Origin of the sequence: Streptomyces sp. NPDC012835, from assembly GCF_042900885.1 — a bacterium.
Taxonomy (GTDB): domain Bacteria; phylum Actinomycetota; class Actinomycetes; order Streptomycetales; family Streptomycetaceae; genus Streptomyces.
In genome coordinates this window covers 37945-64560 of record NZ_JBIBBW010000010.1, presented here as the reverse complement: position 1 = coordinate 64560, position 26616 = coordinate 37945, and the positions used below count along the sequence as shown (strand labels likewise).

Below are 26616 nucleotides of genomic sequence, written 5' to 3'. Positions count from 1 at the left end.
TGGGTGGTGTGTCCTCTGCAGACCTCATGAGGAGGGGGACACCGCTTCCGGTGTCCCCCTCTTCCGCTGGCTGATCAGTCCTGGCGTGCCGCGATCAGGTGCTGGGCGTGTTCCTGGAGGGAACGGACGCCCACCTCGCCGTGTTTGAGGGCGTCGATGCCCTGGACGGCGGCGGCCAGCGCCTGCACCGTCGTGAGGCACGGGACGCCGCGTGCCACGGCCGCGGTGCGGATGTCGTAGCCGTCGAGCCGGCCGCCGGTGCCGTACGGCGTGTTGACGATGAGGTCGACGCCGCCCTCGTGGATGAGCTGGACGATCGTCTTCTCGCCGTTCGGGCCCTCGCCCTCGAACTGCTTGCGTACGACGGTCGCCTTGATGCCGTTGCGCTTGAGGACCTCGGCGGTGCCGGAGGTGGCGAGCAGTTCGAAGCCGTGGGCGACCAGCTCGCGCGCCGGGAAGATCATCGAGCGCTTGTCGCGGTTGGCGACGGAGATGAAGGCGCGGCCCGTGACGGGCAGCGGCCCGTAGGCCCCGGCCTGCGACTTGGCGTACGCGGTGCCGAAGGCGGAGTCGATGCCCATGACCTCGCCGGTGGAGCGCATCTCCGGGCCGAGGACGGTGTCCACACCGCGGCCGTGGATGTCACGGAAGCGCGACCACGGCATCACGGCCTCCTTGACGGAGATCGGCGCGTCCAGCGGCAGGGTGCCGCCGTCGCCGTGGGCCGGCAGCAGCCCCTCGGCGCGCAGCTCGGCGACGGTCGCGCCGAGCGAGATGCGGGCGGCGGCCTTGGCGAGCGGTACGGCGGTCGCCTTCGAGGTGAAGGGGACCGTACGGGAGGCGCGCGGGTTGGCCTCCAGGACGTACAGGATGTCGCCGGCCATGGCGAACTGGATGTTGATCAGTCCGCGCACGCCGACGCCGCGCGCGATGGCCTCGGTGGAGGCGCGCAGCCGCTTGATGTCGTATCCGCCGAGCGTGATGGGCGGCAGGGCGCAGGCCGAGTCGCCGGAGTGGATGCCGGCCTCCTCGATGTGCTCCATGACGCCGCCGAGGTACAGCTCCGTGCCGTCGTAGAGGGCGTCCACGTCGATCTCGATGGCGTCATCGAGGAAACGGTCCACCAGGACGGGCCGGGACGGGCTGATCTCGGTGGATTCCGCGATGTACGAGGAGAGCCGCGTCTCGTCGTACACGATCTCCATGCCGCGTCCGCCCAGGACGTACGAGGGCCGTACGAGGACCGGGTAGCCGATCTCGTCCGCGATGGCCTTGGCCTCGCCGAAGGTGGTGGCGGTGCCGTGCTTGGGCGCGGGCAGCCCGGCCTCGGCGAGGACCCGGCCGAAGGCGCCACGGTCCTCGGCGGCGTGGATCGCCTCGGGGGACGTGCCGACGACGGGGACGCCGTTGTCCTTGAGCGCCTGGGCGAGCCCCAGCGGGGTCTGGCCGCCGAGCTGGACGATGACGCCCGCGACGGGCCCGGCCAGCGTCTCGGCGTGCACGATCTCCAGGACGTCCTCCAGGGTGAGCGGCTCGAAGTAGAGCCGGTCGGAGGTGTCGTAGTCGGTGGAGACGGTCTCCGGGTTGCAGTTGACCATCACGGTCTCGTAGCCCGCCTCGCTCAGCGCGAAGGAGGCGTGGACACAGGAGTAGTCGAACTCGATGCCCTGGCCGATCCGGTTGGGACCGGAGCCGAGGATGATCACGGCGGGCTTCTCGCGCGGCGCGACCTCGCTCTCCTCGTCGTACGAGGAGTAGAAGTACGGGGTCTTCGCGGCGAACTCGGCGGCGCAGGTGTCCACCGTCTTGTAGACGGGACGGATGCCCAGCGCGTGCCTGACCTCGCGTACGACGTCCTCGCGCAGCCCGCGGATCCCGGCGATCTGGGCGTCGGAGAAGCCGTGGCGCTTGGCCTCGGCGAGCAGCTCGGGGTCGAGCTTCGGGGCGGCGGCCAGCTCGTCCGCGTACTCCTTGATCAGGAACAGCTGGTCGACGAACCAGGGGTCGATCTTCGTGGCGTCGAAGACCTCCTCGGGGGTGGCTCCGGCGTGGATCGCCCGCATGACCGTGTTGATCCGGCCGTCGGTGGGGACCTTGGCGGTCTCCAGCAGCGCGGCCCGGTCGCCCGGCTCCCCGGTGAAGTCGAACTGGCTGCCGGCCTTCTCCAAGGAGCGCAGCGCCTTCTGGAGCGCCTCGGTGAAGTTGCGGCCGATGGCCATGGCCTCGCCCACCGACTTCATGGTGGTGGTGAGGCTGGCGTCGGCGGCCGGGAACTTCTCGAAGGCGAAACGCGGCACCTTGACGACGACGTAGTCGAGGGTGGGCTCGAAGGAGGCCGGGGTCTTCTCGGTGATGTCGTTGGGGATCTCGTCCAGCGTGTAGCCGATGGCGAGCCGGGCGGCGATCTTGGCGATCGGGAAGCCGGTGGCCTTGGAGGCGAGCGCGGAGGAGCGCGAGACGCGCGGGTTCATCTCGATGACGATGACCCGGCCGTCGTCGGGGTTGATCGCGAACTGGATGTTGCAGCCGCCGGTGTCCACGCCGACCTCGCGGATGACGGCGATGCCGACGTCCCGCAGGATCTGGTACTCGCGGTCGGTGAGCGTCATCGCGGGGGCGACGGTGATGGAGTCGCCGGTGTGCACGCCCATCGGGTCGAAGTTCTCGATGGAGCAGACGACCACGACGTTGTCGTGCTTGTCGCGCATCAGCTCCAGCTCGTACTCCTTCCAGCCGAGGATGGACTCCTCCAGGAGCACCTCGGTGGTCGGGGAGAGCATCAGGCCCTGGCCGGCGATCCGGCGCAGGTCCTCCTCGTTGTGCGCGAAGCCGGAGCCCGCCCCGCCCATGGTGAAGGAGGGGCGGACGACGACGGGGTAGCCGCCGAGCGTCTCGACCCCGCCGATGACGTCGTCCATGGAGTGGCAGATGACCGAGCGCGCGGACTCGCCGTGGCCGATCTTTTCCTTGACGGCGGTGACGACATCCTTGAAGAGGTCGCGGTCCTCGCCCTTGTTGATCGCCTCGACCTTGGCGCCGATCAGCTCGACGCCGTACTTGTCGAGCGTGCCCGCGTCGTGGAGCGAGATGGCGGTGTTGAGCGCGGTCTGGCCGCCGAGGGTGGGCAGCAGCGCGTCGGGGCGCTCCTTGGCGATGATCTTCTCGACGAACTCGGGGGTGATCGGCTCGACGTAGGTGGCGTCGGCGATCTCCGGGTCCGTCATGATCGTGGCGGGGTTGGAGTTGACCAGGATGACGCGCAGACCCTCGGACTTGAGGACGCGGCACGCCTGGGTACCGGAGTAGTCGAATTCAGCGGCCTGGCCGATGACGATCGGTCCTGAACCGATGACCAGGACGGACTGGATATCGGTGCGCTTAGGCACGCTGGTCCTCCATCAGGGATACGAAGCGGTCGAAGAGGTAGGCGGCGTCGTGCGGGCCGGCTGCCGCCTCGGGGTGGTACTGGACGCTGAAGACGGGCCGGTCGAGCAGCCTGAGCCCCTCCACGACGTTGTCGTTGAGACAGACGTGGGAGACCTCGGCGCGGCCGTAGGGGGTGTCGGAGACCCGGTCGAGCGGCGCGTCGACGGCGAAGCCGTGGTTGTGCGCGGTGACCTCGACCTTGCCGGTCGTCCGGTCCTGGACGGGCTGGTTGATGCCGCGGTGGCCGTACTTCAGCTTGTACGTGCCGAAGCCGAGCGCGCGGCCGAGCAGCTGGTTGCCGAAGCAGATCCCGAAGAGCGGCGTACCGCGCTCCAGCACCCCCTTGACGACGGTGAGGTCGGCGGTGGCCGGGTCGCCGGGGCCGTTGGAGAGGAAGACCCCGTCGGGGGCGGCGGCGTACACCTCGTCCAGCGTGGCGGTGGCGGGCAGGACGTGCACCTCGATGCCGCGTTCGGCCATCCGGTGCGGGGTCATGCCCTTGATGCCGAGGTCGAGCGCGGCGACGGTGAAGCGCTTCTCGCCGATCGCGGGGACGACGTACGCCTCGGTGGCGGAGACCTCGGCGGAGAGGTCGGCGCCGGTCATCTCGGGGGCCCGCCGGACGCGGGCGAGCAGGGTCGCCTCGTCCGCGAGGGACTCCCCGGAGAAGATGCCGACGCGCATGGCGCCGCGCTCGCGCAGATGGCGGGTGAGGGCGCGGGTGTCGACGCCGCTGATGCCGACGACGCCCTGGGCGACCAGCTCGTCGTCGAGGGAGCGGCGCGAGCGCCAGTTGGACGGGGTGCGCGCGGGGTCGCGTACGACATAGCCGGAGACCCAGATCCGCTTCGACTCGGCGTCCTCGTCGTTGACGCCGGTGTTGCCGATGTGCGGGGCGGTCATCACGACGACCTGGCGGTGGTACGACGGGTCGGTCAGGGTCTCCTGGTAGCCGGTCATGCCGGTGGAGAACACCGCCTCTCCGAAGGTCTCCCCCACGGCCCCGTAGGCACGGCCGCGGAAGCTGCGGCCGTCCTCCAGGACGAGTACGGCGGGAGACACCGCGTCGCGGGCGGTTCCCGGGGTGGAGGTGGTCATCGTGCGGGGCCTTCCGTCGTGATCAGGTGGTTCATGGAGTTGATGGCCTCGACCCAGGCGGCGTGTTCGGCCGACCGGTCGGAGCGGAAGCCGGAGTCGATCAGCGTGTCGCCGAGCTGCCAGGTGACGATCAGCAGACCGCCCTCGGCGAGCACCTTGCCGGCGATGCCCTTGTCGAGCCTGGCCTCGCGCAGCCGCTCCGCGGGGATGAAGAAGTCGTTCGCTCCGGGCCGTACGACGTCGAGACCGGCGTCCGTGAGCGTCAGCTCGACACGGCTGCGGGAGCCGAGGCCGTGGGCCACGATCCGGTCCAGCCACTGCCCGGCGGTCGTGGAGCCGTGGTAGCGGCCCTCTGTACGGAGGCGGGCCTCGCCCGGGTGCTCCGGCGTCCCGGTGGCCGGGCGGGTGGGCAGCTCGGGCAGATCGGACTGGAGGCTGCCGCGCCATTTCCAGCCCTGGCGCATCAGCCAGTACACGAGCGCGATGAAGAGCAGCAGGCCGACCACCCAGCCGATGCGGGCGGCCCAGTCGGTCACGTCCGCCGATTTCTGCTCGGCGGCCAGGGGCAGAAGGAGCTTCGCACTGGTCACGCTTGTCATGCCTGTCACGCCAGATTCCCCTCGACGACCGTGGCGCGGCCCCGGAGGAAGGTGTGGGTCACGCGTCCCGGCAGCTCTCGGCCCTCGTAGGGGGTGTTGCGGCTGCGGGAGGCGAAACCCGCGGGGTCCACCGCTCCACGGTATGCCGGATCGACCAGGGTCAGGTTGGCGGGCTCGCCTGCCGAGACGGGACGGCCGTGCCCTTCGAGACGGCCGATGCGCGCCGGGCGGAACGACATCCGGTCGGCGACCCCGGCCCAGTCGAGCAGTCCGGTGTCCACCATCGTCTCCTGGACCACGGACAGCGCGGTCTCCAGCCCCACCATGCCCATGGCGGCGGCGGCCCACTCGCAGTCCTTGTCCTCGTGCGGGTGCGGGGCGTGGTCGGTGGCGACGCAGTCGATCGTGCCGTCGGCGAGGGCGGCGCGCAGGGCGAGGACGTCGGCCTCGGTGCGCAGCGGCGGGTTCACCTTGTAGACGGGGTTGTAGGACCGTACGAGTTCGTCGGTGAGCAGCAGGTGGTGCGGGGTGACCTCGGCGGTGACGTTCCACCCCTTGGACTTGGCCCAGCGCACCAGCTCGACGGAGCCGGCGGTGGAGAGGTGGCAGATGTGCACCCGGGACCCGACGTGCGCGGCGAGCAGGACATCGCGGGCGATGATCGATTCCTCGGCCACCGCGGGCCAGCCGCCGAGCCCCAGTTCGGCGGAGACGACACCCTCGTTCATCTGGGCGCCCTCGGTGAGCCGGGGCTCCTGGGCGTGCTGGGCGATGACGCCGTCGAACGCCTTGACGTACTCCAGCGCCCTGCGCATGATCACGGCGTCGTCCACGCACTTGCCGTCGTCGGAGAAGACCCGGACGCCCGCGGCGGAGTCGTGCATGGCGCCCAGCTCGGCGAGGTGCTTGCCCTCCAGGCCGACGGTGACGGCGCCGACCGGCTGCACGTCGCAGTAGCCGGACTCCCTGCCCAGCCGCCAGACCTGCTCGACGACCCCGGCGGTGTCCGCGACGGGGAAGGTGTTGGCCATGGCGTGGACGGCGGTGAAGCCGCCGACGGCGGCGGCCTTCGTGCCGGTCAGCACGGTCTCGGAGTCCTCGCGGCCGGGCTCGCGCAGATGGGTGTGCAGATCGACGAGGCCGGGCAGCAGGATCTGTCCCCCGGCCTCCACGACGGTGGCGCCGGCGGCGTCCAGCCCGGTGCCCACGGCCTCGATGGTCTCGCCGTCGATCAGGACGTCGCGCACCTCGCCGCCGAGGATCCGCGCGCCCCGGACAATGGTCTTGCTCATGGTTACTTGGTCTCCTCGGACGACGGGCGGGAAGTGGTGACGGCGGGCTCGTTGCCGCCCAGCAGCAGGTAGAGCACGGCCATCCGGATCGAGACTCCGTTGGTGACCTGCTCGACGGCGGTGCAGCGGTCGGAGTCCGCGACCTCGGCGGTGATCTCCATACCGCGGTTCATCGGCCCGGGGTGCATGACGACCGAGGTGCCGGGCATCCGGCCCATCCGGTCGCCGTCCAGGCCGTAGCGGCGCGCGTACTCGCGCTCGGTCGGGAAGAACGCGGCGTTCATCCGTTCGCGCTGCACGCGCAGCATCATCACGGCGTCGGACGTGGGCAGCACCCGGTCCAGATCGTACGAGACCTCGCACGGCCAGTGCTCGACGCCGATCGGCACGAGGGTGGGCGGGGCGACCAGCGTCACGTGGGCGCCGAGCGTGTGCAGCAGCAGGACGTTCGAGCGGGCGACCCGGCTGTGCAGCACGTCGCCGACGATCGTGATCCGCCGCCCTTCCAGGTCGCGTCCCAGGCCGGCGTCCGCGCCGACCAGCCGGCGGCGCAGGGTGAAGGCGTCCAGCAGCGCCTGGGTGGGGTGTTCGTGGGTGCCGTCCCCGGCGTTGACGACCGCGCCGTCGATCCAGCCGGAGGTGGCGAGCCGGTAGGGCGCGCCGGAGGCGGGGTGGCGGATGACGACGGCGTCGGCGCCCATCGCCTCCAGGGTCAGCGCGGTGTCCTTGAGCGACTCGCCCTTGGAGACGGACGAGCCCTTCGCGGAGAAGTTGATCACGTCGGCGGACAGGCGCTTGGCGGCGGCCTCGAAGGAGATCCGGGTGCGGGTCGAGTCCTCGAAGAAGAGGTTGACGACGGTGCGGCCGCGCAGGGTCGGCAGCTTCTTGATCGGCCGGTCGGCGACCCGGGCCATCTCCTCGGCGGTGTCGAGGATCAGTACGGCCTCCTCGCGGCTGAGGTCACCGGCGGAGATGAGATGGCCGGGCGTGCGGGGGCTTGCCCCTGGAAGGCGCAGCATCGGGAGAGTGCTCCGGTTGTCTGGGGTGCGGGCATGCGGGCGCGCGGGCCCGTCCGTCGGGGCGGCGCGCGGACGCGTCCGTACGGGACGGAGGCGTACGGGGGACGGTGGGGCGCGCTACCGCTCGCCGGGGCCGGCGGGCCGCTGGAGGCCGAGCAGCACGGTGTCCCGGCCGTCCTCCTCGGCGAGCTGGACGCGCACGGTCTCCCGCAGCGACGTGGGGAGGTTCTTGCCGACGTAGTCCGCGCGGATGGGCAGCTCGCGGTGGCCCCGGTCGACCAGGACGGCCAGCTGCACGGCCCGGGGGCGCCCGATGTCGCCGAGGGCGTCGAGCGCGGCGCGGATGGTGCGGCCGGAGAAGAGGACGTCGTCCACGAGGACCACGAGGCGGCCGTCCACGCCGTCGCCGGGGATGTCGGTGCGGGCCAGCGCGCGGGCGGGCCGCAGGCGCAGATCGTCGCGGTACATGGTGATGTCGAGGGAGCCGACCGGGATCGAGCGGCCGGTGATCTCCGCGAGCTTTTCGGCCAGTCGGCGGGCCAGGAAGACGCCTCGGGTCGGAATGCCGAGGAGCGTCACGTCGTCGGCGCCCTTGGCGCGTTCGACGATCTCGTGGGCGATACGGGTCAGCACCCGTGCGATGTCGGGGGCTTCCAGGACGGCGCGGGCGCCGCTCTCACTGGTGGGGCTGGTGTCCATACGAAACGGACCTCCTTCTCCGCCTCACGGGACGGATCTTAAAGGACGTCGAAATTACGCCACCCAGGCTAGCAGGGCGTCCGGCCCCCGCTCGGGCCCACCCCCGCCGCGGCCCGGTGGGGACGCGGTACGGAGCGCGGTACGGAACCGTTGCCGACCTTGTCACTCCACTTTCGGCTTGACGCATCCAAGTAACGCTGCGTAACCTCACAGTGAGTTACCAGCCACGCGGCGGAGCCGCACGATGTTCCAGCGTCCGGGGAGCTATATGTCCAGCGAATACGCAAAGCAGCTCGGGGCCAAACTCCGCGCCATCCGCACCCAGCAGGGCCTCTCGCTCCATGGCGTGGAGGAGAAGTCCCAGGGCCGTTGGAAGGCAGTGGTGGTCGGTTCGTACGAGCGTGGGGACCGTGCGGTCACGGTGCAGCGCCTCGCCGAGCTGGCGGATTTCTACGGGGTCCCGGTGCAGGAGCTCCTTCCCGGCACGACGCCCGGCGGAGCCGCTGAGCCGCCGCCGAAGCTCGTTCTCGACCTGGAGCGGCTGGCCCACGTCCCGCAGGAGAAGGCGGGCCCCCTCCAGCGCTACGCGGCGACGATCCAGAGCCAGCGCGGCGACTACAACGGCAAGGTCCTGTCGATCCGCCAGGACGATCTGCGCACCCTCGCCGTGATCTACGACCAGTCGCCCTCGGTCCTGACCGAGCAGCTCATCAGCTGGGGCGTGCTGGACGCGGACGCGCGCCGCGCGGTCGCCCACGAAGAGGGCTGACCGGCAGAAACGTCACCTCGTCAACGCCGGAGGGCGGCCCCGTACATCCGTGTACGGGGCCGCCCTCCGGTGCGTCGTGGCGCTCGGACGGCCTAAGCGCGGCGCAGGTTCTGCTTGAGCCCCTTGAAACGGCCCAGCAGGCCGTTGACGAAGGCCGGGGACTCGTCGGTGGAGAACTCCTTGGCGAGCTGTACCGCCTCGTCGATCGCCACCGCGTCCGGTGTCCCGTCCTCCCACACCAGCTCGTAGGCGCCCAGCCGGACGATGTTCCGGTCGGCGACCGGCATCCGGTCGAGCGTCCAGTCCACGGCGTAGGTGGAGATCAGCTCGTCGATCCGGGCCGCGAACTCCGCGTACCCCTCGACCAGCTCCATCGTGTACTCGTTGACCGCGGGCTGTCGGTCGTCGCTCCGGGAGTGGCGCACCCAGTCCGCGAGGACCGTCTGCACGGATTCCCCGCGCTGGTCGGCCTCGAAGAGGATCTGGAAGGCCCGCTTGCGGGCGTTGCTCCGGGCAGCCACGGTTAGCTGTTCACCCGGCCGAGGTAGTCGCCCGAGCGGGTGTCGACCTTGATCTTCTCGCCGGTGGTGATGAAGAGCGGGACACCGATCTCGTAACCGGTCTCCAGCGTGGCCGGCTTGGTGCCACCGGTGGAGCGGTCGCCCTGGACCCCCGGGTCGGTGTGCTGGATGACCAGCTCGACGGCGGCGGGCAGCTCGACGTAGAGCACCTCGCCCTCGTGGGTGGCGACCGTGGCGGTGAAGCCCTCGATCAGGAAGTTCGCCGCGTCACCGACCGACTTGCGGTCGATCATCAGCTGGTCGTACGTGTCCAGGTCCATGAAGACGAAGTACTCGCCGTCCATGTACGAGAACTGCATGTCGCGGCGGTCAACGGTGGCCACCTCGACCTTCACACCGGCGTTGAAGGTCTTGTCGACGACCTTGCCGGAGAGCACGTTCTTCAGCTTGGTGCGCACAAAGGCCGGGCCCTTGCCGGGCTTGACGTGCTGGAACTCGACGACGGACCAGAGCTGGCCCCCGTCGAGCTTGAGCACCAGGCCGTTCTTGAGGTCGTTCGTGGAAGCCACGGTTGCGGAATCTCCTGGACTGAAGCTGGTGGACGACCGAGGCGACGCGCCAGGACAGGTCCTAGAGCGCGAGCAGTTCCTTGGTCGTGATGGTGAGTAGCTCGGGTCCGCCGTCCGCCTCGGGGCGGACGACGAGCGTGTCAGCGATCCGGACACCGCCCCGGCCCGGGAGGTGGACCCCCGGTCCGACGGTGACCGGCACACAAGCGTCCAGTTTACCCATGGCGGCGGGGGCGAGCTGCGGGTCCTCCTCGATTTCCAGCCCGACGCCGTGTCCGGTACGGGGCGCGAGCCCCTCGCCGTACCCCGCCGCCTCCAGCGGCTGCCGGGTCGCGCGGTCCACGTCGCGGTAGCCCGTGCCCGGCACCAGCCCCTCCCGACCTGCGCGTTGTGCCGCGAAGACCAGCTCGTACAACTCGATCTGCCAGTCGGCGGGAGAGGTCCCGATGACGAACGTGCGGCCGATCAGACACCGGTATCCGCGGTATTCGGCGCCGAGACCGACGAAGAGGAAATCACCTTCCTCGACCCGCCGGTCCGAGGGACGGTGCCCGGCGCGGCCCGCGTGCGGGCCGGTGGCGACGCTGGTGGGGAACGCGGGGCCGTCGGCGCCGTGGTCGATCAGGCGCCGCTCCAGTTCCAGCGCCAGATGACGTTCGGTGCGGCCCACCAGAATCGACTCCAGGAGCTCCCCCAGCGCCTGGTCGGCGATCTCCGCCGCGATCCGCAGACAGGCGATCTCCGCCTCGTCCTTGACGATCCGCTGCTGTTCGACGGCGCCGGCCAGATCCGTGAGGACCAGCCGGGGCGCGACCGCGCCGATCGCCCGGTGCCGGGAGACCGTCAGATGATGCTCCTCGACGGCCAGCGACCCGGCGGCCGAGGTACCGAGCAGCCCGGCGGCGGCGACCGCGGGGTCCCCGGTGGCGGTGGGCAGCACCGAGATTCGCAGCCGATCGTCGATCCGCACACCCCCGTCGTCCTCGGTGGCGGCAGGGGGGCAGAGCAGCGTGTCCTCGCCGGGCCCGAGCAGCAGCACGGCGCCCGGCGGCGCCCCGCCCGCGAGATAGCGGACGTTGGCGGGGCGCGAGACCAGAGCCGCCGTGCCGCCCGCCGCGGCGTACCGGTCCCGCAGCCGCGCGCGGCGGGCCGCGTACACGTCTGACATGACCCGATCGTACGAGCGGCCCCGTCACCCGGCCGGTTCAGCGCGTCCGGACGGGCGAGTACCCGTCACCGGCCGGAGACCCCGCGCCGGTGGCGCGGGGACCCCGTGTCACCAGCTGGGCGGGCTGGCCAGCGAGCGGGCCAGGACATCGTCCAGGACCCGGGCGGTGGTCTCCACGTCGTAGCCGGAGTTGTCGATGATCGGCAGCCCCGAGCCGTACCAGCCCGCCATCCGGCCGTGGATTCCGGCCACTTCCTCGTCCGCGAGCCGCCGGTTGCCGCTGCGCTCGGCGTTGCGCTCCAGCACGATCTCCAGACCGGGGAGCAGCACGACCGGCAGCAGCCCCGGTCCGACGTGGCGCTTCCAGCCGCCGAGGCCGACCACCGGGCGGTCCGGGAAGACGGCGTCGTCCAGGATGCAGGAGATGCCGTTGGCCAGGAAGTTGCGGGCGGCGAAGCCGCAGGTGCGGCGGGCCAGCCGGTACTGCGCCTCGGAGTGCTCGTTCCACCCGCTCTGCGGATCGGCGAAGCCGGCGCGGACCCACTCGCGGACATCGTCCAGGCTGATGTGCGCGGTGGGCGCCCGGCGGGTGTGCGCCCAGTGGCGCGCCACGGTCGTCTTGCCCGCGCCGGCCGGGCCGATCAGCAGGACGGCGAGGGTCGCCGTGCCCGTGCCGCCCTCGGTCCGGGGCGGGGCGGGCAGGGTGACGGGGCCGCCCGGCGGCAGCCGGACATGGCCGGTGACGTCCGGCGGCGGCCCGGACGGCGCGCCGGCGGGGGGACCCGAAGGCGGTCCAGGAGGCGGCATGGGTGGCGGCTGCGTGGGCGGTGCCCCGTACGTGCCGTGAGCGGGGTCGGGCGTCTGCCGCGGCGCCGGTCCCGGCCCGTGGGGCGCCGGAGCCTGCCGGTCGGCGGGGTGGTGCCCCTGATGTCCTTGCGGTCCGGGGAGGTGCCCCGGAGCCGGGTGCGGCGGGGGCGGCGGGCCCCACCCGCCGGGTCCCGGGCCCTGGGGAGAAGGCAGCGGATCCCCGAGTGAATGCTGCATCCGGTGCCACTCCGTCTCGTGCGACTGACGCTGGTCGGCGGCCACCGGCCCGCTGGTGCGAGGCCCGGGGCGGCGCGCTACCGAACGGTACCGCCCCCGGCCGCCGCCGAGCCTGTCGGGTGACCTCAGTGACAACGGCGGGGAACCGCTCGACGTGCCCCGCCGTCTCCCCTCGTGCCCCCGTCAGCCCGCCAGTTCGTCCGCGAGCGCACGCAGCGCGAGCCGGTACGAGCCGATGCCGAAACCGGCGACCGTACCGCTGGCGACAGCCGCGACCACCGAGGTGTGCCGGAACTCCTCGCGGGTGTAGGGGTTGGAGAGGTGCACCTCGATCAGCGGCGCGGTCCGCTGCGCCGCCGCGTCCCGCATCGCGTACGAATAGTGCGTGAAAGCACCTGGGTTGAGCACGACCGGGAGCGCCGCGTCCGCCGCTTCGTGGAGCCAGCGGATCAGCTCACCCTCGTCGTTCGTCTCGCGCACCTCCACATCGAGGCCCAGCTCGCCGCCGAGCGTCCGGCAGACGTCCACCAGGCCCCGGTACGAGGTGGATCCGTAGACGTCGGGCTCCCGGGAGCCCAGCCGTCCCAGATTGGGCCCGTTCAGGACGAGGACCCGGCGGCTCACGCCGACACCTCCCCGTACGCCGCGAGCAGCACCGCGGGGTCGGGGCCCTCCAGTACGGTCGGCTTCGCCAGACCGTCCAGCACGATGAAGCGCAGCAGGTCGCCGCGCGACTTCTTGTCGACCTTCATGGTCTCCAGCAGCTTGGGCCACTGGTCGCCCCGGTAGGTCAGCGGCAGCCCGACGGACTCCAGTACGGCGCGGTGCCGGTCGGCGGTCGCGTCGTCCAGCCGGCCCGCCAGCCGGCCCAGTTCGGCGGCGAAGACCATGCCGACCGAGACGGCCGCGCCGTGCCGCCACTTGTAGCGCTCGTTCTTCTCGATGGCGTGCGCCAGGGTGTGACCGTAGTTGAGGATCTCGCGGAGCCCGGACTCCTTCAGGTCGTTGGAGACGACCTCGGCCTTCACCCGGATCGAACGCTCGATCAGTTCGGCGGTGTGCGGCCCGGCGGGGGTACGGGCGGCTGCGGGATCGGACTCGACCAGATCGAGGATGGCCGGGTCGGCGATGAAGCCCGCCTTGATGATCTCGGCGAGACCGCTGACGTAGTCGTGGACGCCCAGCGAGTCCAGCGCGGCGAGGTCGCACAGGACCCCGGCGGGCGGGTGGAAGGCGCCGACGAGGTTCTTGCCCTCGGCGGTGTTGATCCCGGTCTTGCCGCCGACCGCCGCGTCGACCATGGCCAGCACGGTCGTCGGCACGGCGATCCAGCGCACCCCGCGCAGCCAGGTGGCCGCGACGAACCCGGCCAGGTCGGTGGTGGCGCCGCCGCCCACGCCGACGACCACATCGGTACGGGTGAAGCCGGTCTGCCCGAGCGCCTTCCAGCAGTACGCGGCGACCTCGACGGTCTTGGCCTCCTCGGCGTTGGGCACCTGGATGGCGACCGCCTCGTACCCCTGGTCCGCGAGATCCTGCCGCAGCGCCTCACCGGTCCCGGCGAGCGCCTCGGGGTGCAGGACCGCGACGCGCTTGGCCCTCGGGCCGATCAGCGCGGGCAGCTCACCGAGCAGCTGCCGGCCGACCAGCACCTCGTACGGGTCGTGTCCCGCCGTGCCGCCGACCTGGATACGGGTGACTGTCTGCTCCGTCATGCCTGCTTCTCCTTGCCCGGGGCACCGGGGTCACCGGGGCCGCCGGGGTTGTCGGTCTGATCCGCTTCCTGCGCCGGCACCCGTGTCAGCCTCAGCGCGTCCAGCACCGCCTCCGCCACCTCTTCCGGGGTGCGGTCGTCGGTCGGGACGACCACCCGCGCCACGTCCGTGTAGTGGTGGCGGCGCGCCTCCATCAGCAGCTTCCACTGCTGACGGGGGTTGACGGCGAGCAGCGGACGCGCCGTGTTCAGCCCGGAGCGCCTGACCGCCTCGCCGACCTCCATCGTCAGATAGACGACGGGCAGCCCGGCGAGCAGCTCGCGCGTGGACGCGTCGAGGACCGCGCCGCCGCCGAGCGCCAGCACACCGGTGTGCTCGGCCAGCGCGAGCCGTACCGCTTCCCGCTCCAGCTCCCGGAAGTGGCTCTCGCCCTCGTCGACGAAGATGTCGGCGATCGGGCGCCCCTGGGCGGCGACGATGTCGGCGTCGCTGTCGCGGAAGGCCGTCCCGAGCCGCTTCGAGAGCAGTTCGCCGACGGTGGACTTGCCGACCCCCATGGGGCCGACGAGCACGACGACCGGCGCGCTCATCGGATCTGGAGGTGGTCGAGGTACGAACGGACGTTGCGGCTCGTCTCGGCGACGCTGTCGCCGCCGAACTTCTCCGCGACCGCGTCGGCCAGGGTCAGCGCGACCATGGCCTCGGCGACGATGCCGGCGGCCGGCACCGCGCACACGTCGGAGCGCTGGTGGTGCGCCTTGGTGGCCTCGCCGGTGGCGACGTCCACGGTGGCGAGCGCGCGCGGCACGGTCGCGATGGGCTTCATCGCGGCCCGTACCCGCAGCAGTTCACCGGTGGTCAGCCCGCCCTCGGTGCCGCCGGAGCGGCCCGAGGAGCGCCTGATGCCCTCGTCGGTCGGGACGATCTCGTCGTGCGCCTGCGATCCGGGCACCCGGGCGAGCCCGAAGCCGTCACCGACCTCGACGCCCTTGATCGCCTGAATGCCCATGAGCGCGGCGGCCAGCCGCGCGTCCAGCCGGCGGTCCCAGTGGACGTGCGAGCCGAGCCCGACCGGCACACCGTACGCCAGCACCTCGACGACGCCGCCGAGCGTGTCGCCGTCCTTGTGGGCCTGGTCGATCTCGGCGACCATCGCCTCGCTCGCGTCGGGGTCCAGGCAGCGCACCGGGTCCGCGTCCAGCTTCGCCACATCGGCCGGGGTGGGGTACACCCCGTACGGGGCCTTGGCCGCGGCCAGTTCGACGACATGGGACACGATCTCGATCCCGGCCGTCTCCTTCAGGTACGAGCGCGCCACGGCGCCGAGCGCGACCCGCGCCGCGGTCTCCCGCGCGCTGGCCCGCTCCAGGACCGGCCTGGCCTCGTCGAAGCCGTACTTCTGCATCCCGGCGAGGTCGGCGTGGCCGGGCCTGGGGCGGGTCAGCGGCGCGTTGCGGGCCGATTCGGCCAGCACGGCGGGGTCGACCGGATCGGCCGACATGACCTGCTCCCACTTGGGCCACTCGGTGTTGCCCACCATGATCGCGACGGGCGAGCCCATGGTCAGTCCGTGCCGTACGCCGCCGAGGAACGTGATCTCGTCCTGCTCGAACTTCATCCGCGCACCGCGGCCGTAACCGAGGCGGCGCCGGGCGAGGTGGTCCGCCACCATCTCCGTGGTGATGGGCACACCGGCGGGAAGACCCTCCAGTGTCGCCACGAGTGCGGGGCCGTGCGACTCCCCCGCGGTCAGCCAGCGCAACCTGCTCAACGGTGCTCCTCATACTCGCGCCTGGACTGCCAGTGCCTCCTGACAGGCTTTGCGCCGGGCGGTCGCCCGTCGCGGCTCTGGCGGCACGACCGGGTGCGCGGCCACGGCCCGCCGGGGCCGATTCTCCCACGTCGCCGCCTTCGGACGGGCATCCGTCCGGCTCGCGGACGACCGCCCGCCACCGGGCGGCGCCGGTCAGCGCAGCGCTTTCTCGCCCGCCGCGCGCATCACGTCCAGCGGCGCGGGCGCCCGCCCCGTCATCAGCTCCACCTGGAGCACGGCCTGGTGTACGAGCAGGTCGAGGCCCGAGACGACCCGGCCGCCCGCGCGTGACCAGGCCGAGGCCAGCGGGGTGGGCCACGGCTCGTACAGCACGTCGAAGAGCGTGCCGGGGCGGTCGGGGACGCTCGCCGCGAGGGCGTCGGTGGTGCCCGCCGGGGTGGTCGCGATCACCAGCGGGGCGTCGAAGGCGGCGGCGGCCTCCGACCAGGGGGCGGTACGGATGTCCACGCCGAGCCGCTCGCCCCAGCCCCGCATCTCGGCGGCGCGGGCCTCGCCTCGTACATACGCGGTGACCGGGCCCGTACAGATACGGGAGAGCGCCGCGACGGCGGACGACGCGGTCGCGCCCGCCCCGAGGACGGCGGCGGACTCGGCCTTCTCGACGCCACGCTCGCGCAGGGCCGCGACCATGCCGGGGATGTCGGTGTTGTCACCGGTGCGCCGGCCGTCCGCGCCGAGGACGACCGTATTGACGGCCTCCACCGACGCGGCGGTTTCGGTGACCGCGTCGAGCAGCGGGAAGACGGCGCGCTTGAGCGGCATGGTCAAAGAGAGCCCGGCCCAGGAGACGTCGAGCCCGGCGAGGAAACCGGGGAGCCCGGCCTCGTCCACCTCGAAACGGTCGTACGACCAGTGGGCGAGGCCGAGTTCGCGGTAGGCGGCCCGGTGCAGCACGGGTGAGAGGGAGTGTGCGATGGGCGACCCCAGGACGGCCGCGCGGCGCCCCTCAGCCGTTGCTGTTCCGGTCATTGAACTTGTCCCTGAGTGGCTCGAACTCGGCATAGGTCTTGGCGAACTCGGTCTTGTGCTGACCGTCGGTCGCCACGAAGTAGAGCCAGCCGTCGTCCGTCGGGTTCAGGGCGGCGGCCAGCGCCTCGTTGCCCGGGTTGCCGATGGGCCCGGGGGTGAGGCCCTTCTGGGTGTAGGTGTTGTACGGGTCCTGATTCTTGTTGATCTCGGACTCGCTGATGTCGATCTTGCTCTGGCCCTTGAGGTAGTTGAACGCGGAGTCGAACTGGAGCAGCTGGTTCGTCTCCGTATTGCTGGGCTTGAGCCGGTTGTAGATGACTTCGGCCATCTTACGGAAGTCGTCGTGCGTCTTGCCCTCGGCCTGGACGAGGCTGGCGACGGTGAGCAGCTGCCAGGGATTTTCGAGGTCGTGCTTCTTCGCGTTCTCCTCAAGATCCAGCCTGCTGTACTCCGCGTTCGCCCTGGAGACCATCTTCTTCAGGACGGCCTCGGGTTTGGTGCCCTTGGCGACGGGGTAGCTGGCGGGATACAGGAAGCCCTCCAGCGGATCCTTTATCGGGGAGCCGCTCTTGGCCCACTTGGGCAGGCCGAGGTTGGCGGCTTCCTTCTTCGCGACGCCCTGTGTGGTGCCCGCGGCGAGGCCGAGCTGCTTGTCGATCTTGGCGTAGACCGTGACATTCCGCGTGCCCTCGGGGATGATCAGAGCGTTGCGGCTGTTGGGGCTCAGCATGGTCTTCACGGCGTTCGCCGCGGACATCTCCTTGCTGAGGGTGTAGACACCCGCCTGGATCGTGTTGCCCTTCGGGTTCACCCGCTGAGCGGAGACGAAGGCGCGCTGGCTTTTGACGATCCCGTTCTTCACCAGGATGGCGCCGATCTCGTAGCCGCCGGCGCCCTGCGGGATCTCGATCTGCACCGAGCCCGAGCCGGTGCCCGTGTAGTCCGGCGGCGGCCCGAACTTGCTCTGCCAGAACTGGAAGCCGACGTAGCTGACGCCGCCCACTCCGCCCACCAGCACCACGGCGACCACCAGACAGGCGACGCCGTTGCGGCCCTTCTTCTTCGACTTGCCCCGGCCCTCGCGGCCGTCGCCGCGGCTCGTCGCCGCGGCCTCGGGTCTGTCGCCGTCGCCTCCCTCGCCGGTGAAGAAGGGGTGGTCCTCCTTCTCCTCCTCGCCCTGCTCCGGCTGCGCCGGGTCCTCGGCCCGCGGTTCGGGCTCGGTGCGGCGCTGGCCGGGGGGCTGGGGCGGGGGGTAGGCGTCGGGGGTGGCGTAGGGGTCGTGGTTCTCGCCGTAGCCGCCCTGCTGGCCCTCGTAGGGGCCGGAGGCGTTGCCTCCGTACGGCATCCCGGACTGCTGCCCCGAGTCCCAACCGCCGTTGTACTGCGGGTCGTTGTACTGCGGCTCGATGTACTGGGGGTCCTGGTACGGGGCGTCCCGGTACGGGGCCTGCTGCTGGTGCTGCGGAGCGTGCTGCTGCGGCTGCTGGACATGCGCCTGGTCGCCGTACTGGCCGTTGCCGTACTGCGGATCGCCGTACTGCTGCGCACCGTACTGCCCGGCGTCGTACTGCTGGGGGTCGTACTGCTGCTGCCCACCCTGCTGCTGATGCTGCTGATGCTGCTGGTGGTACTGCTGCTGATACGGGTCGGCGCCGCCCGCGTACGTCTGATGCTGGGCCTGCTGCGGGTACTGCTGATGCGGCTGCTGCGGCCCGCCGTAGGGAGCGCCGGCGTCAGCGGCCTGCTGTGCCGGCCACCCCTGATCCCCGAACAAGGGGTCCTCGGGGTGCCACGGTTCGGAGCCGGGGCCCCGGCCATAGTCAGTCATCGATCCCCTTGAGCCGCGAGCGGACGACCACTGAGCCTCGCGGCACGGCGTTCGTTTCGTCTCTTTTCTGTGCAGCAGCTGTTCGGACGCTGTCGCATCGCGCGGAACGTTACCGTACCGCGATCAGATGACCACTTCGACGCTCTCGCCGGGAGGATTACCTGATACCCGTTCGGCCTCCAAGGCACTCTGGAGGATGACGACCGCCGCCACTTGGTCGATGACGGAGCGACCTTTCTTGGAGGTGACGCCGGAAGCGCGCAGCCCCTGACTGGCCGTCACCGTGCTCATCCGCTCATCGACCAGTCGTACCGGCAGCGGTGCGATGCCGAGCGCGACCTCCCGGGCGAAGGCGCGTACCTTCGCCGCCGCCGGGCCCTCGCCCCCGTTGAGGGAGCGCGGCAGACCGACCAGCACTTCGATGGGCTCGTACTCGGCCACGATCTGGCGCAGCCGCCGGTGGGCGGCCGGGACGTCACGTCCCGGCACGGTCTCCACCGGCGTGGCGAGGATCCCGTCGGGGTCGCACGAGGCGACCCCGATCCGGGCGTCCCCGACGTCGATCGCGAGTCGGCGTCCGCGTCTCACCGGCGTCAGGCCGTCTCGGCGACGAGGCGCTCGACGGCCGCCACGGCGACCCCGATCGCCTCGGGGTTCTGACCGCCGCCCTGGGCGACGTCGGGCTTGCCGCCACCGCCGCCGCCGAGCGTCTTGGCGGCGGTACGCACCAGGTCACCGGCCTTGAGACCGCGGCCCCTGGCCGCCTCGTTGGTGGCGATGACCGTGAGCGGGCGTCCGTTGGCCGTGGTGAACAGGGCGACGACCGCCGGCCTGTCGCCACTGATGCGGCCCCGCACGTCGAGCACCAGCTTGCGCAGGTCGTCGGCCGAGGTGCCGTCCGGTACCTGCCCGGTGACCAGAGCGGTGCCCCGGATGTCCTTCGCGCTCTCGACGAGTCCGGCGGCGGCGGCGAGCACCTTCTCCGCGCGGAACTTCTCGATCTCCTTCTCGGCGTCCTTCAGCTTGCCGAGCATGGCCGCGATCCTCTCGGGGAGCTCCTCGGAGCGCCCCTTGACCAGCTCCTGGAGCTGGGCGACGACGGTGTGCTCCTTGGCGAGGAAGTTGTACGCGTCCACGCCGACCAGGGCCTCGATGCGCCGCACGCCCGAGCCGATGGACGACTCGCCGAGCAGCTTCACCAGCCCGAGCTGGGCGGTGTTGTGGACGTGCGTGCCGCCGCACAGCTCCTTGGAGAAGTCCCCGATGGTCACGACGCGGACCCGCTCGCCGTACTTCTCGCCGAACTCGGCGATGGCGCCCTGCTTCTTGGCCTCGTCGATGGACATGACCTCGGCCTGGACGTCCAGCTCCCTGGCCAGCACCTCGTTGATCTTCTGCTCGACATCGAGCAGGACCGTGCCGGGTACGGCGGCGGGCGAGCCGAAGTCGAAGCGGAACCGGCCCGGCGAGTTCTCCGAGCCCGCCTGGGCGGCCGTCGGGCCGAGGGCGTCGCGCAGCGCCTGGTGGGTGAGGTGCGTGGCGCTGTGGGCGCGGGCGATGGCCCGGCGGCGGTTCAGGTCGATGGCGGCGTAGGCAGAGGCTCCCACGGTCACCTCGCCGACCTGCACGAACCCCTTGTGCACGGAGACGCCGGGGACCGGCTGCTGGACGTCGCGGACCTGGATGACGGCGCCGCTGTCGAGCCTGATCCGGCCCTGGTCGGCGAGCTGACCGCCGCCCTCGGCGTAGAACGGGGTCCGGTCGAGTACGACCTCGACCTCGTCGCCCTCGGTGGCGGCGGGCGAGGAGACTCCGTCGACGAGCAGGCCGACGACCGTCGACTCGCCCTCGGTGGCGGTGTAGCCGGTGAACTCGGTGGAGCCGCCGGCGTCCGCGACCGCGCGGTAGGCGGAGAGGTCGGCGTGGCCGGACTTCTTGGCCTTGGCGTCGGCCTTGGCGCGCTCCCGCTGCTCCTTCATGAGGCGGCGGAATCCGTCCTCGTCCACGGACAGGCCCTGTTCGGCGGCCATCTCCAGGGTGAGGTCGATCGGGAAGCCCCAGGTGTCGTGGAGCAGGAACGCCTTGTCGCCGGCGAGGACCCGGCCGCCGGCGGCCTTGGTCTCGGTGACGGCGGTGTCGAGGATGTTGGTTCCGCCCTTGAGGGCCTTGAGGAAGGCGGCCTCCTCGGCGAGAGCCACGGTCTCGATGCGCTTGCGGTCGGTCTCCAGCTCCGGGTACTGCTCACCCATGGTGCTGACGACCACGTCGACCAGGGCGGCGACGACCGGCCCGGTGGCGCCCAGCAGCCGCATGTTGCGGATGGCGCGGCGCATGATGCGGCGCAGCACGTAGCCGCGTCCCTCGTTGCCGGGGGTGACACCGTCGCCGATGAGCATCACCGACGTACGGATGTGGTCGGCGACGACCCGGAGCGAGACGTCGGAGCCGTGCTCGGCGCCGTAGCGGACACCGGTCAGCTCGGTGGCCCTGTCCATGACGACGCGCAGGGTGTCGGTCTCGTACATGTTCTGTACGCCCTGGAGGATCATGGCGAGACGTTCGAGGCCGAGACCCGTGTCGATGTTCTTCGACGGCAGGTCGCCGAGGATCGGGAAGTTCTCCTTGTCCTCGCCGGCGCCGCGCTCGAACTGCATGAAGACCAGGTTCCAGATCTCCACGTAGCGCTCGTCGTTGACGGCCGGGCCGCCCTCGACGCCGAACTCGGGGCCCCGGTCGTAGTTGATCTCGGAGCAGGGGCCGCAGGGTCCCGGCACGCCCATGGACCAGAAGTTGTCCTTCTTGCCGAGGCGCTGGATGCGCTCGGCGGGCACGCCGATCTTCTCGCGCCAGATCCGCTCGGCCTCGTCGTCGTCCAGGTAGACGGTGATCCAGAGCTTCTCCGGCTCCAGGCCGTAGCCGCCGTCCGCCACGGAGCTGGTGAGCAGCTCCCAGGCGTAGGCGATGGCGCCTTCCTTGAAGTAGTCGCCGAAGGAGAAGTTGCCGCACATCTGGAAGAACGTGCCGTGCCGGGTGGTCTTGCCGACCTCTTCGATGTCGGGCGTCCGGACGCACTTCTGCACGCTGGTGGCGCGCGGGGCGGGCGGCTTGACCTCGCCGAGGAAGTACGGCTTGAAGGGCACCATGCCCGCCGGGACCAGCAGCAGAGTCGGGTCGTCCGCGATGAGCGACGCCGAAGGGACGACGGTGTGACCGCGCTCCTCGAAGAAGCTCAGCCAGCGGCGACGAATTTCAGCCGACTCCATCAGTGGTCCTCATTCCGGTTGTGCGGGTTGCAGGGGTGTGTGGTTCGGGGGCGTTCGATGGCGGCGAGCCGCCGGGGCGCGGGCAGTGCCGGGTCGGCCGTCGCCTCCAGGCCGAGTGCCTCGCCCAGTTCGGCTTCCCGCCGCACCATGCCCGACCTCACGTCGACGGCGAACTCCCTGACCTTGTGACCGGCGTCGATCGCCTTGTTGGCGGCCTGCGCGGCGAGGCTCTCCGGGGTCAGCTGCTTGAGCTTGCGGTTGACCTTGGTGGTGGCCCAGACTCCGGCGGCCGCGCCCGCGGTGAACCAGAACGTACGGCGGAACATCGCTGCGTCAGCCCTTCCTCTTCCTGCGCCGGACGGCCGGCAGGGTGCGGCCGACGACCACCGGTCCCTCGGCGGGGGCGGGCGCGCCCCTGCGGCCCATGGCCTGCCGTACGCCGTATCCGAAGGCCGCGACCTTCACCAGCGGTCCGCCGAAGGTCGAGGCGACCGTGGTGGAGAGGGCGGAGGCGTTGGAGGTGACTTCCTGGACGTCCGACGCGATGGCGTCGACCCGGTCGAGCTGGGTCTGCGCCGAGCGGACGGTCGCCGAGGCGTCGGCCAGCAGCGGCACCGCCTGTTCGGTGACGTCCGCCACCAGTCTGGTCGTCGCCCTGAGCGTCTGGGCCAGTCTCACCAGCACCACGGCCAGGAAGGAGACCAGGATGGCCCAGAACACGGCCACCAGGATCCCGGCAACCTCTCCACCGGTCACGCCGCACCGCTCCCTGATCGTCGACGGTCATCTGGAAGGCGACTGGAAAGTCGTCCTCCGACCTTATCGCGCCGGTGGTCGCGTCCCGTACCGGATTACCGGCGGGCGGCCGGGGTTCGGGCGGAAAGCGGCCTGAACGACGGTACGGAGCGCGGTCGGTCGATTCCTCCGGTGTGGCGCCCCGTGCGCCCCCGAGGCCGGGGGACCCGGCCGGGGCATCCCCGGGAACGCGGAAGCCCGCCGACTCCCCCACCACGCGGGGCGGGGAATCGACGGGCCGACTCGCCGGGATGATGCTGTCGCGCCCGGGTGAGCGGGCGCGGAGCGTCAGCGGGCGTAGTACTCGACGACGAGCTGCTCGTCGCAGATGACCGGGATTTCCTTGCGGTTCGGGTCACGGTCGAGACGGAACGCGAGGGCCTTCAGGTTGACCTGGAGGTAGCGCGGGGTCTCGCCGTCCGTGTCGTAGCCACCCTCACGGGCGACCTGGAACGGAACCTTGTCACGGCTGCGCTCGCGGACCATCACGACGTCGTCGGGACGGACGCGGAACGACGGCTTGTCGACCTTGCCACCGTTGACCTCGATGTGACCGTGGACGACCATCTGGCGGGCCTGGTAGATGGTGCGGGCGATGCCCGACCGCAGGACCAGGGCGTCCAGGCGGCGCTCCAGCTCGACGACGAGCGCCTCGCCGGTCTTGCCGCCGGCCTTCTTGGCGCGGTCGTAGGCGCGGGCCATCTGGCGCTCGCTGATGTCGTACTGCGCACGCAGGCGCTGCTTCTCCAGCAGACGGACCTTGTAGTCACTGTTCTGCTTGCGTCCGCGGCCGTGCTCGCCCGGCGGGTACGGACGGGCCTCGAAGTACTTGACAGCCTTCGGCGTCAGCGCGATACCGAGCGCGCGTGACTTCTTGACCTTGGGACGCGACTGGTTAGGCACGTTCTCCAGACCTCCGTTGTAGGTTAGGTTAGGCTCACCTTACTTAAGGAGATCGCATGTCTCGCCCTGGGAACACCACGCGCATCACAGACAGCAGCCTCGACGCCCGCACAGAGGAAGGCGACGATTCGACGGAGGTCCGATCAGCTCATGGTCAGCCGCGTCCCAGCGGGCTTGAAATCGATCGGATGCCGTCAGCAGCCGAGCGCACACGAACTCTCGTACAGAGTACATGCTCGGCCGTACTGATCATTCCGGGGCTGGACGGGGCCCTCCCCTACCAGCTGATGCCGGACCACCGCTCGGTCGGGCCGGACGGCGAGGTGTTCCTCGTCTTCCCCGCCGACTCCCCCGCCGTACGGGCCGCGACCCACGCCCAGGACGACGAACTCAACGCGGTGCTGGAGGTCACGGATGTCGCGCCCGTCTCCGTACCCCACCGTATCCGGGGCCGCGCCTGGCTCTCCGGCTGGCTCACCCGGGAACCCCGGCAGGCCGAACCCGGCCGGATGGTGCTGCGCCTGGAGATCGGCGAAGCCTGCGTGGACGACCTCTGGGGCGCTGAGCAGGTCGAGCCGGAGGACTTCGCCACCGCCGCGGCCGACCCGCTGGTGGAGCACGAGGCGGAGCTGCTCCAGCATCTGCACTCCGCCCATGGCGCGGAGGTGCGCTCCCTGCGTGAGCTGCTGGGCGAACGCGGTGAGCGGACCACGGCCGGGAGCGCCGCCGTACCGGTCGCGATCGACCGCTTCGGACTGCGGGTGCGCTTCACCGGCGTCCAGTGCTTCGACGCCCGCTTCGACTTCCCCGAGCCGGTGCGCAACGTGAACGAACTGCGCTACGCCATGCACACCCTCTTCGACGCGGCGGGGCGATAGCCGGGCCGCCGCGGCCCGGCCGGGCCGCGCACCCGGCTTCGCGAAGGGCGTCCCGCTCAGCCGGCGCCTGCCCCGCGCAGCCGCTCACGCACCTTGTCGACCACATCCGCGTAGCGCGCCTCCGCGCCGTACCGCGTCGGCTCGTAATAACGCCTGTCCCGCACCGGGTCCGGCGCGTACTGCTGGGCGGCGATCCCGCCCGGTACATCGTGCGGATAGACATAGCCCCGGGCGTGCCCCAGCTTGGCCGCGCCCTGGTAGTGGCCGTCGCGCAGATGGGCCGGGATCTGCCCGGTCAGCCCCTTGCGCACGTCTTCGAGCGCCGCGCAGATCGCGGTCGTCGCCGCGTTCGACTTGGGGGCGAGGGCGAGGGCGATGGTGGCGTGGCTCAGGGTGAGGGCGGCCTCGGGAAAGCCGATCATGGCCACGGCCTGAGCGGCGGCGACGGCGAGCGGCAGGGCCGTGGGATCGGCCAGACCGATGTCCTCGCTCGCCGAGATCATCAGCCGTCGCGCGATGAACCGGGGGTCCTCCCCCGCGTCGATCATCCGGGCCAGGTAGTGCAGGGCCGCGTCCACGTCGGACCCGCGGATCGACTTGATGAGGGCGCTCGCCACGTCGTAGTGCTGGTCCCCGTCGCGGTCGTACCGCACGGCGGCCCGGTCGACGGTCTCCTCGACGGTGGCGAGGGTGATCTCCCGCTCGCCCTTGTCGATCGCGGCGCCGGCCGCCGCCTCCAGCGCGGTCAGCGCGCGCCGGGCGTCCCCGCCCGCGATCCGCAGCAGATGCGCCTCGGGGTCGTCGGGCAGCGAGAGGGCGCCGCCGAGCCCGCGCTCCTCGGTGAGCGCCCGGCGCAGCAGGCCGCGTACGTCGTCGTCGGTGAGCGGCTCCAGCGTCAGCAGCAGGGAGCGCGACAGAAGCGGCGAGATGATCGAGAAGTAGGGATTCTCGGTGGTGGCGGCGATCAGCGTCACCCAGCGGTTCTCCACGGCGGGCAGCAGGGAGTCCTGCTGCGCCTTGCTGAACCGGTGGATCTCGTCCAGAAAGAGGACGGTCTCCTTGCCGTAGCCGCCGGAGGCGCGGCGCGCTCCGTCGATGACGGTCCGCACTTCCTTGACGCCCGCCGTGATCGCGGACAGCTCGACGAAACGCTTCTCGGTCGCCTTGGAGACGACATGGGCGAGCGTGGTCTTGCCGGTGCCCGGCGGTCCCCAGAGGATCACGGACGAGGGTCCGGCCGGACCGCCGCCGCCCTCGCCCACCAGCCTGCGCAGCGGCGACCCCGGCTTCAGCAGATGCCGCTGGCCGACCACCTCGTCCAGGACACGCGGGCGCATCCGGACGGCCAGGGGGCTGCTGGTCGGGTCCTTCTCCTGGCGGTCTTCCGCCGCTGCGGTAAAGAGGTCGGGCTCCACGTGTGCAGCCTATGCCAGGGCACTGACAGCGCCCGTACGGGCGGCCGGCCGGGCCCCTTCCGCCGGCCCGGCGGGGCTCAGCTCGTCCAGAAGTCCCACCAGCGGGTCAGGATCAGCATCCCGATGATCCCGATGTGCAGCGCCGGCAGGAGCCAGGTGAACTCGTCCAGGAACCCGCGCAGCCAGGACGGCGCGGGGAGCAGGCCGGCCCGGATGTTGTGGGACGTGACGTACCAGAACATGACGATGGTGCCGACCCACGCCAGACAGCACCACAGACACAGCGAATTGATGCTGTACAGCGACTGGTACTGGAGCCAGGCGCAGAACCCCACCCCGAACAGCGTCCCCGCGTTCAGCCCCAGCCAGAACCACCCCCGGTAACGCGCCCCCGCCAGCAGCCCCACCCCGATACAGACCACCACCCCGTAAGCCACCAGACCCAGCATCGGATTGGGAAACCCGAAGACCGACGCCTGAGCGCTCTTCATGATGTTCCCGCACGACACCACCGGATTCAGACTGCACCCCGGCGTGAAACCCGGATCCTCCAGCAACTTGAACTTGTCGATGGTGATCACCCAGGCGGCCAGCAGTCCGGCCGCTCCCGTGATGATCAGCAGGAGGGCGAAGGCCCTGCTGCCGCCGACCGTACCCGCGACGTCTTCGCTCCTCCGGCCGGAGGAGACGTCGTCAACCGCTGCACTCGTCATATCGCCGTTCCGTCACTGAGGTCCTGTGAGCCCCCGCGGGGCACTGTGGAGCAGGCTCATTGTGCCGCAAGGCACCCCGGCGGCACCGTTCGCCCGGCA

The 26616-nt window shown here is 71.2% G+C and carries 25 protein-coding genes; 2 read left to right on the top strand and 23 right to left on the bottom strand.

Going from position 1 to position 26616, the window contains the following annotated elements; translation table 11 throughout:
• Positions 1 to 74: 74 nt before the first annotated feature.
• From carB to pyrR, 6 genes are all read right to left on the bottom strand, one after another.
• On the bottom strand, positions 75 to 3386 hold the full coding sequence (gene carB / locus ACFY6S_RS30695) for a carbamoyl-phosphate synthase large subunit (RefSeq protein ID WP_388825983.1): 3312 nt from the start codon (positions 3384 to 3386) through the stop codon (positions 75 to 77).
• Positions 3379 to 4524, bottom strand: coding sequence for a glutamine-hydrolyzing carbamoyl-phosphate synthase small subunit (gene carA, locus ACFY6S_RS30690; protein WP_388825986.1), 1146 nt, complete (start codon positions 4522 to 4524; stop codon positions 3379 to 3381). The genes carB and carA overlap by 8 nt, the downstream gene beginning before the upstream one ends.
• Complete coding sequence (locus ACFY6S_RS30685; protein ID WP_388825989.1) at positions 4521 to 5123, bottom strand: hypothetical protein; 603 nt, start codon at positions 5121 to 5123, stop codon at positions 4521 to 4523. Before ACFY6S_RS30685 ends, carA begins: the two co-directional genes overlap by 4 nt.
• Before the next feature lie 5 nt (positions 5124 to 5128).
• Positions 5129 to 6415, bottom strand: a complete 1287-nt coding sequence (locus tag ACFY6S_RS30680; protein WP_388825992.1) for a dihydroorotase — start codon at positions 6413 to 6415, stop codon at positions 5129 to 5131.
• A 2-nt stretch (positions 6416 to 6417) separates the two neighbouring features.
• A complete protein-coding gene (locus ACFY6S_RS30675; protein ID WP_388825995.1) occupies positions 6418 to 7434 on the bottom strand; it encodes an aspartate carbamoyltransferase catalytic subunit in 1017 nt (338 codons plus the stop codon).
• A 117-nt stretch (positions 7435 to 7551) separates the two neighbouring features.
• The gene (pyrR, locus tag ACFY6S_RS30670) at positions 7552 to 8133 is read right to left on the bottom strand and encodes a bifunctional pyr operon transcriptional regulator/uracil phosphoribosyltransferase PyrR (protein ID WP_388825998.1); all 582 of its coding nucleotides are present in this window, start codon (positions 8131 to 8133) and stop codon (positions 7552 to 7554) included.
• A 268-nt stretch (positions 8134 to 8401) separates the two neighbouring features.
• Between pyrR and bldD the strand changes: the two genes are divergently transcribed.
• Positions 8402 to 8902, top strand: coding sequence for a transcriptional regulator BldD (gene bldD, locus ACFY6S_RS30665; protein WP_030355502.1), 501 nt, complete (start codon positions 8402 to 8404; stop codon positions 8900 to 8902).
• 92 nt (positions 8903 to 8994) lie between these two features.
• Here the strand turns inward: bldD and nusB are convergent, their stop codons facing one another.
• The 15 genes from nusB to rpsD form a co-directional block, all read right to left on the bottom strand.
• The gene (gene nusB, locus ACFY6S_RS30660) at positions 8995 to 9423 is read right to left on the bottom strand and encodes a transcription antitermination factor NusB (protein WP_329070317.1); all 429 of its coding nucleotides are present in this window, start codon (positions 9421 to 9423) and stop codon (positions 8995 to 8997) included.
• 2 nt (positions 9424 to 9425) lie between these two features.
• Positions 9426 to 9992 (bottom strand): elongation factor P, encoded by a 567-nt coding sequence (gene efp / locus ACFY6S_RS30655; protein ID WP_329070315.1) that lies wholly within the window; start codon positions 9990 to 9992, stop codon positions 9426 to 9428.
• 61 nt (positions 9993 to 10053) lie between these two features.
• On the bottom strand, positions 10054 to 11160 hold the full coding sequence (locus ACFY6S_RS30650; RefSeq protein ID WP_388826002.1) for a M24 family metallopeptidase: 1107 nt from the start codon (positions 11158 to 11160) through the stop codon (positions 10054 to 10056).
• 108 nt (positions 11161 to 11268) lie between these two features.
• The gene (locus ACFY6S_RS30645) at positions 11269 to 12204 is read right to left on the bottom strand and encodes an AAA family ATPase (protein WP_388826005.1); all 936 of its coding nucleotides are present in this window, start codon (positions 12202 to 12204) and stop codon (positions 11269 to 11271) included.
• Positions 12205 to 12387: 183 nt separating this feature from the next.
• Positions 12388 to 12828, bottom strand: coding sequence for a type II 3-dehydroquinate dehydratase (gene aroQ / locus ACFY6S_RS30640; RefSeq protein ID WP_388826008.1), 441 nt, complete (start codon positions 12826 to 12828; stop codon positions 12388 to 12390).
• Complete coding sequence (gene aroB / locus ACFY6S_RS30635) at positions 12825 to 13919, bottom strand: 3-dehydroquinate synthase (protein ID WP_388826011.1); 1095 nt, start codon at positions 13917 to 13919, stop codon at positions 12825 to 12827. Before aroB ends, aroQ begins: the two co-directional genes overlap by 4 nt.
• Positions 13916 to 14509 (bottom strand): shikimate kinase, encoded by a 594-nt coding sequence (locus ACFY6S_RS30630; protein WP_388826014.1) that lies wholly within the window; start codon positions 14507 to 14509, stop codon positions 13916 to 13918. The genes aroB and ACFY6S_RS30630 overlap by 4 nt, the downstream gene beginning before the upstream one ends.
• Positions 14506 to 15690, bottom strand: coding sequence for a chorismate synthase (aroC, locus tag ACFY6S_RS30625; RefSeq protein ID WP_388826017.1), 1185 nt, complete (start codon positions 15688 to 15690; stop codon positions 14506 to 14508). The genes ACFY6S_RS30630 and aroC overlap by 4 nt, the downstream gene beginning before the upstream one ends.
• Before the next feature lie 195 nt (positions 15691 to 15885).
• Entirely contained in the window at positions 15886 to 16722 is an 837-nt protein-coding gene (locus ACFY6S_RS30620) for a shikimate dehydrogenase (protein ID WP_388826020.1), read from the bottom strand.
• Positions 16700 to 18550: an endolytic transglycosylase MltG gene (gene mltG / locus ACFY6S_RS30615; RefSeq protein ID WP_388826022.1), complete on the bottom strand. Its 1851-nt coding sequence runs from the start codon at positions 18548 to 18550 to the stop codon at positions 16700 to 16702. The genes ACFY6S_RS30620 and mltG overlap by 23 nt, the downstream gene beginning before the upstream one ends.
• A gap of 123 nt (positions 18551 to 18673) precedes the next feature.
• Positions 18674 to 19147: a Holliday junction resolvase RuvX gene (gene ruvX / locus ACFY6S_RS30610; protein WP_388826805.1), complete on the bottom strand. Its 474-nt coding sequence runs from the start codon at positions 19145 to 19147 to the stop codon at positions 18674 to 18676.
• Complete coding sequence (gene alaS, locus ACFY6S_RS30605) at positions 19144 to 21813, bottom strand: alanine--tRNA ligase (protein WP_388826025.1); 2670 nt, start codon at positions 21811 to 21813, stop codon at positions 19144 to 19146. Before alaS ends, ruvX begins: the two co-directional genes overlap by 4 nt.
• A complete protein-coding gene (locus ACFY6S_RS30600; protein ID WP_388826028.1) occupies positions 21813 to 22139 on the bottom strand; it encodes a DUF6167 family protein in 327 nt (108 codons plus the stop codon). The genes alaS and ACFY6S_RS30600 overlap by 1 nt, the downstream gene beginning before the upstream one ends.
• A gap of 7 nt (positions 22140 to 22146) precedes the next feature.
• Positions 22147 to 22569 (bottom strand): DUF948 domain-containing protein, encoded by a 423-nt coding sequence (locus tag ACFY6S_RS30595; RefSeq protein WP_388826031.1) that lies wholly within the window; start codon positions 22567 to 22569, stop codon positions 22147 to 22149.
• 327 nt (positions 22570 to 22896) lie between these two features.
• The gene (gene rpsD, locus ACFY6S_RS30590; protein ID WP_114622954.1) at positions 22897 to 23511 is read right to left on the bottom strand and encodes a 30S ribosomal protein S4; all 615 of its coding nucleotides are present in this window, start codon (positions 23509 to 23511) and stop codon (positions 22897 to 22899) included.
• Positions 23512 to 23699: 188 nt separating this feature from the next.
• Here rpsD and ACFY6S_RS30585 point away from each other — a divergent pair, with 188 nt between their 5' ends.
• Complete coding sequence (locus ACFY6S_RS30585; RefSeq protein WP_388826035.1) at positions 23700 to 24389, top strand: DUF2470 domain-containing protein; 690 nt, start codon at positions 23700 to 23702, stop codon at positions 24387 to 24389.
• A 56-nt stretch (positions 24390 to 24445) separates the two neighbouring features.
• On the opposite strand, the gene ACFY6S_RS30580 is transcribed toward ACFY6S_RS30585, so the two are convergent.
• Both ACFY6S_RS30580 and ACFY6S_RS30575 read right to left on the bottom strand, forming a co-directional pair.
• On the bottom strand, positions 24446 to 25804 hold the full coding sequence (locus ACFY6S_RS30580) for a replication-associated recombination protein A (protein WP_388826038.1): 1359 nt from the start codon (positions 25802 to 25804) through the stop codon (positions 24446 to 24448).
• Between the two features lie 77 nt (positions 25805 to 25881).
• Positions 25882 to 26517, bottom strand: a complete 636-nt coding sequence (locus tag ACFY6S_RS30575; RefSeq protein ID WP_388826041.1) for a vitamin K epoxide reductase family protein — start codon at positions 26515 to 26517, stop codon at positions 25882 to 25884.
• Positions 26518 to 26616 lie beyond the last annotated feature (99 nt).

What these genes read in the sequence shown, in the direction of transcription:
- carA (WP_388825986.1), bottom strand. Translation starts at nt 4,524, where the DNA reads ATGACCACCTCCACCCCGGGAACCGCCCGCGACGCGGTGTCTCCCGCC.
- ACFY6S_RS30685 (WP_388825989.1), bottom strand. Translation starts at nt 5,123, where the DNA reads ATGACAAGCGTGACCAGTGCGAAGCTCCTTCTGCCCCTGGCCGCCGAG.
- ACFY6S_RS30680 (WP_388825992.1), bottom strand. Translation starts at nt 6,415, where the DNA reads ATGAGCAAGACCATTGTCCGGGGCGCGCGGATCCTCGGCGGCGAGGTG.
- ACFY6S_RS30675 (WP_388825995.1), bottom strand. Translation starts at nt 7,434, where the DNA reads ATGCTGCGCCTTCCAGGGGCAAGCCCCCGCACGCCCGGCCATCTCATC.
- pyrR (WP_388825998.1), bottom strand. Translation starts at nt 8,133, where the DNA reads ATGGACACCAGCCCCACCAGTGAGAGCGGCGCCCGCGCCGTCCTGGAA.
- bldD (WP_030355502.1), top strand. Translation starts at nt 8,402, where the DNA reads ATGTCCAGCGAATACGCAAAGCAGCTCGGGGCCAAACTCCGCGCCATC.
- ACFY6S_RS30650 (WP_388826002.1), bottom strand. Translation starts at nt 11,160, where the DNA reads ATGTCAGACGTGTACGCGGCCCGCCGCGCGCGGCTGCGGGACCGGTAC.
- ACFY6S_RS30645 (WP_388826005.1), bottom strand. Translation starts at nt 12,204, where the DNA reads ATGCAGCATTCACTCGGGGATCCGCTGCCTTCTCCCCAGGGCCCGGGA.
- aroB (WP_388826011.1), bottom strand. Translation starts at nt 13,919, where the DNA reads ATGACGGAGCAGACAGTCACCCGTATCCAGGTCGGCGGCACGGCGGGA.
- ACFY6S_RS30630 (WP_388826014.1), bottom strand. Translation starts at nt 14,509, where the DNA reads ATGAGCGCGCCGGTCGTCGTGCTCGTCGGCCCCATGGGGGTCGGCAAG.
- ACFY6S_RS30620 (WP_388826020.1), bottom strand. Translation starts at nt 16,722, where the DNA reads ATGACCGGAACAGCAACGGCTGAGGGGCGCCGCGCGGCCGTCCTGGGG.
- mltG (WP_388826022.1), bottom strand. Translation starts at nt 18,550, where the DNA reads ATGACTGACTATGGCCGGGGCCCCGGCTCCGAACCGTGGCACCCCGAG.
- alaS (WP_388826025.1), bottom strand. Translation starts at nt 21,813, where the DNA reads ATGGAGTCGGCTGAAATTCGTCGCCGCTGGCTGAGCTTCTTCGAGGAG.
- ACFY6S_RS30600 (WP_388826028.1), bottom strand. Translation starts at nt 22,139, where the DNA reads ATGTTCCGCCGTACGTTCTGGTTCACCGCGGGCGCGGCCGCCGGAGTC.
- ACFY6S_RS30585 (WP_388826035.1), top strand. Translation starts at nt 23,700, where the DNA reads ATGCCGTCAGCAGCCGAGCGCACACGAACTCTCGTACAGAGTACATGC.
- ACFY6S_RS30575 (WP_388826041.1), bottom strand. Translation starts at nt 26,517, where the DNA reads ATGACGAGTGCAGCGGTTGACGACGTCTCCTCCGGCCGGAGGAGCGAA.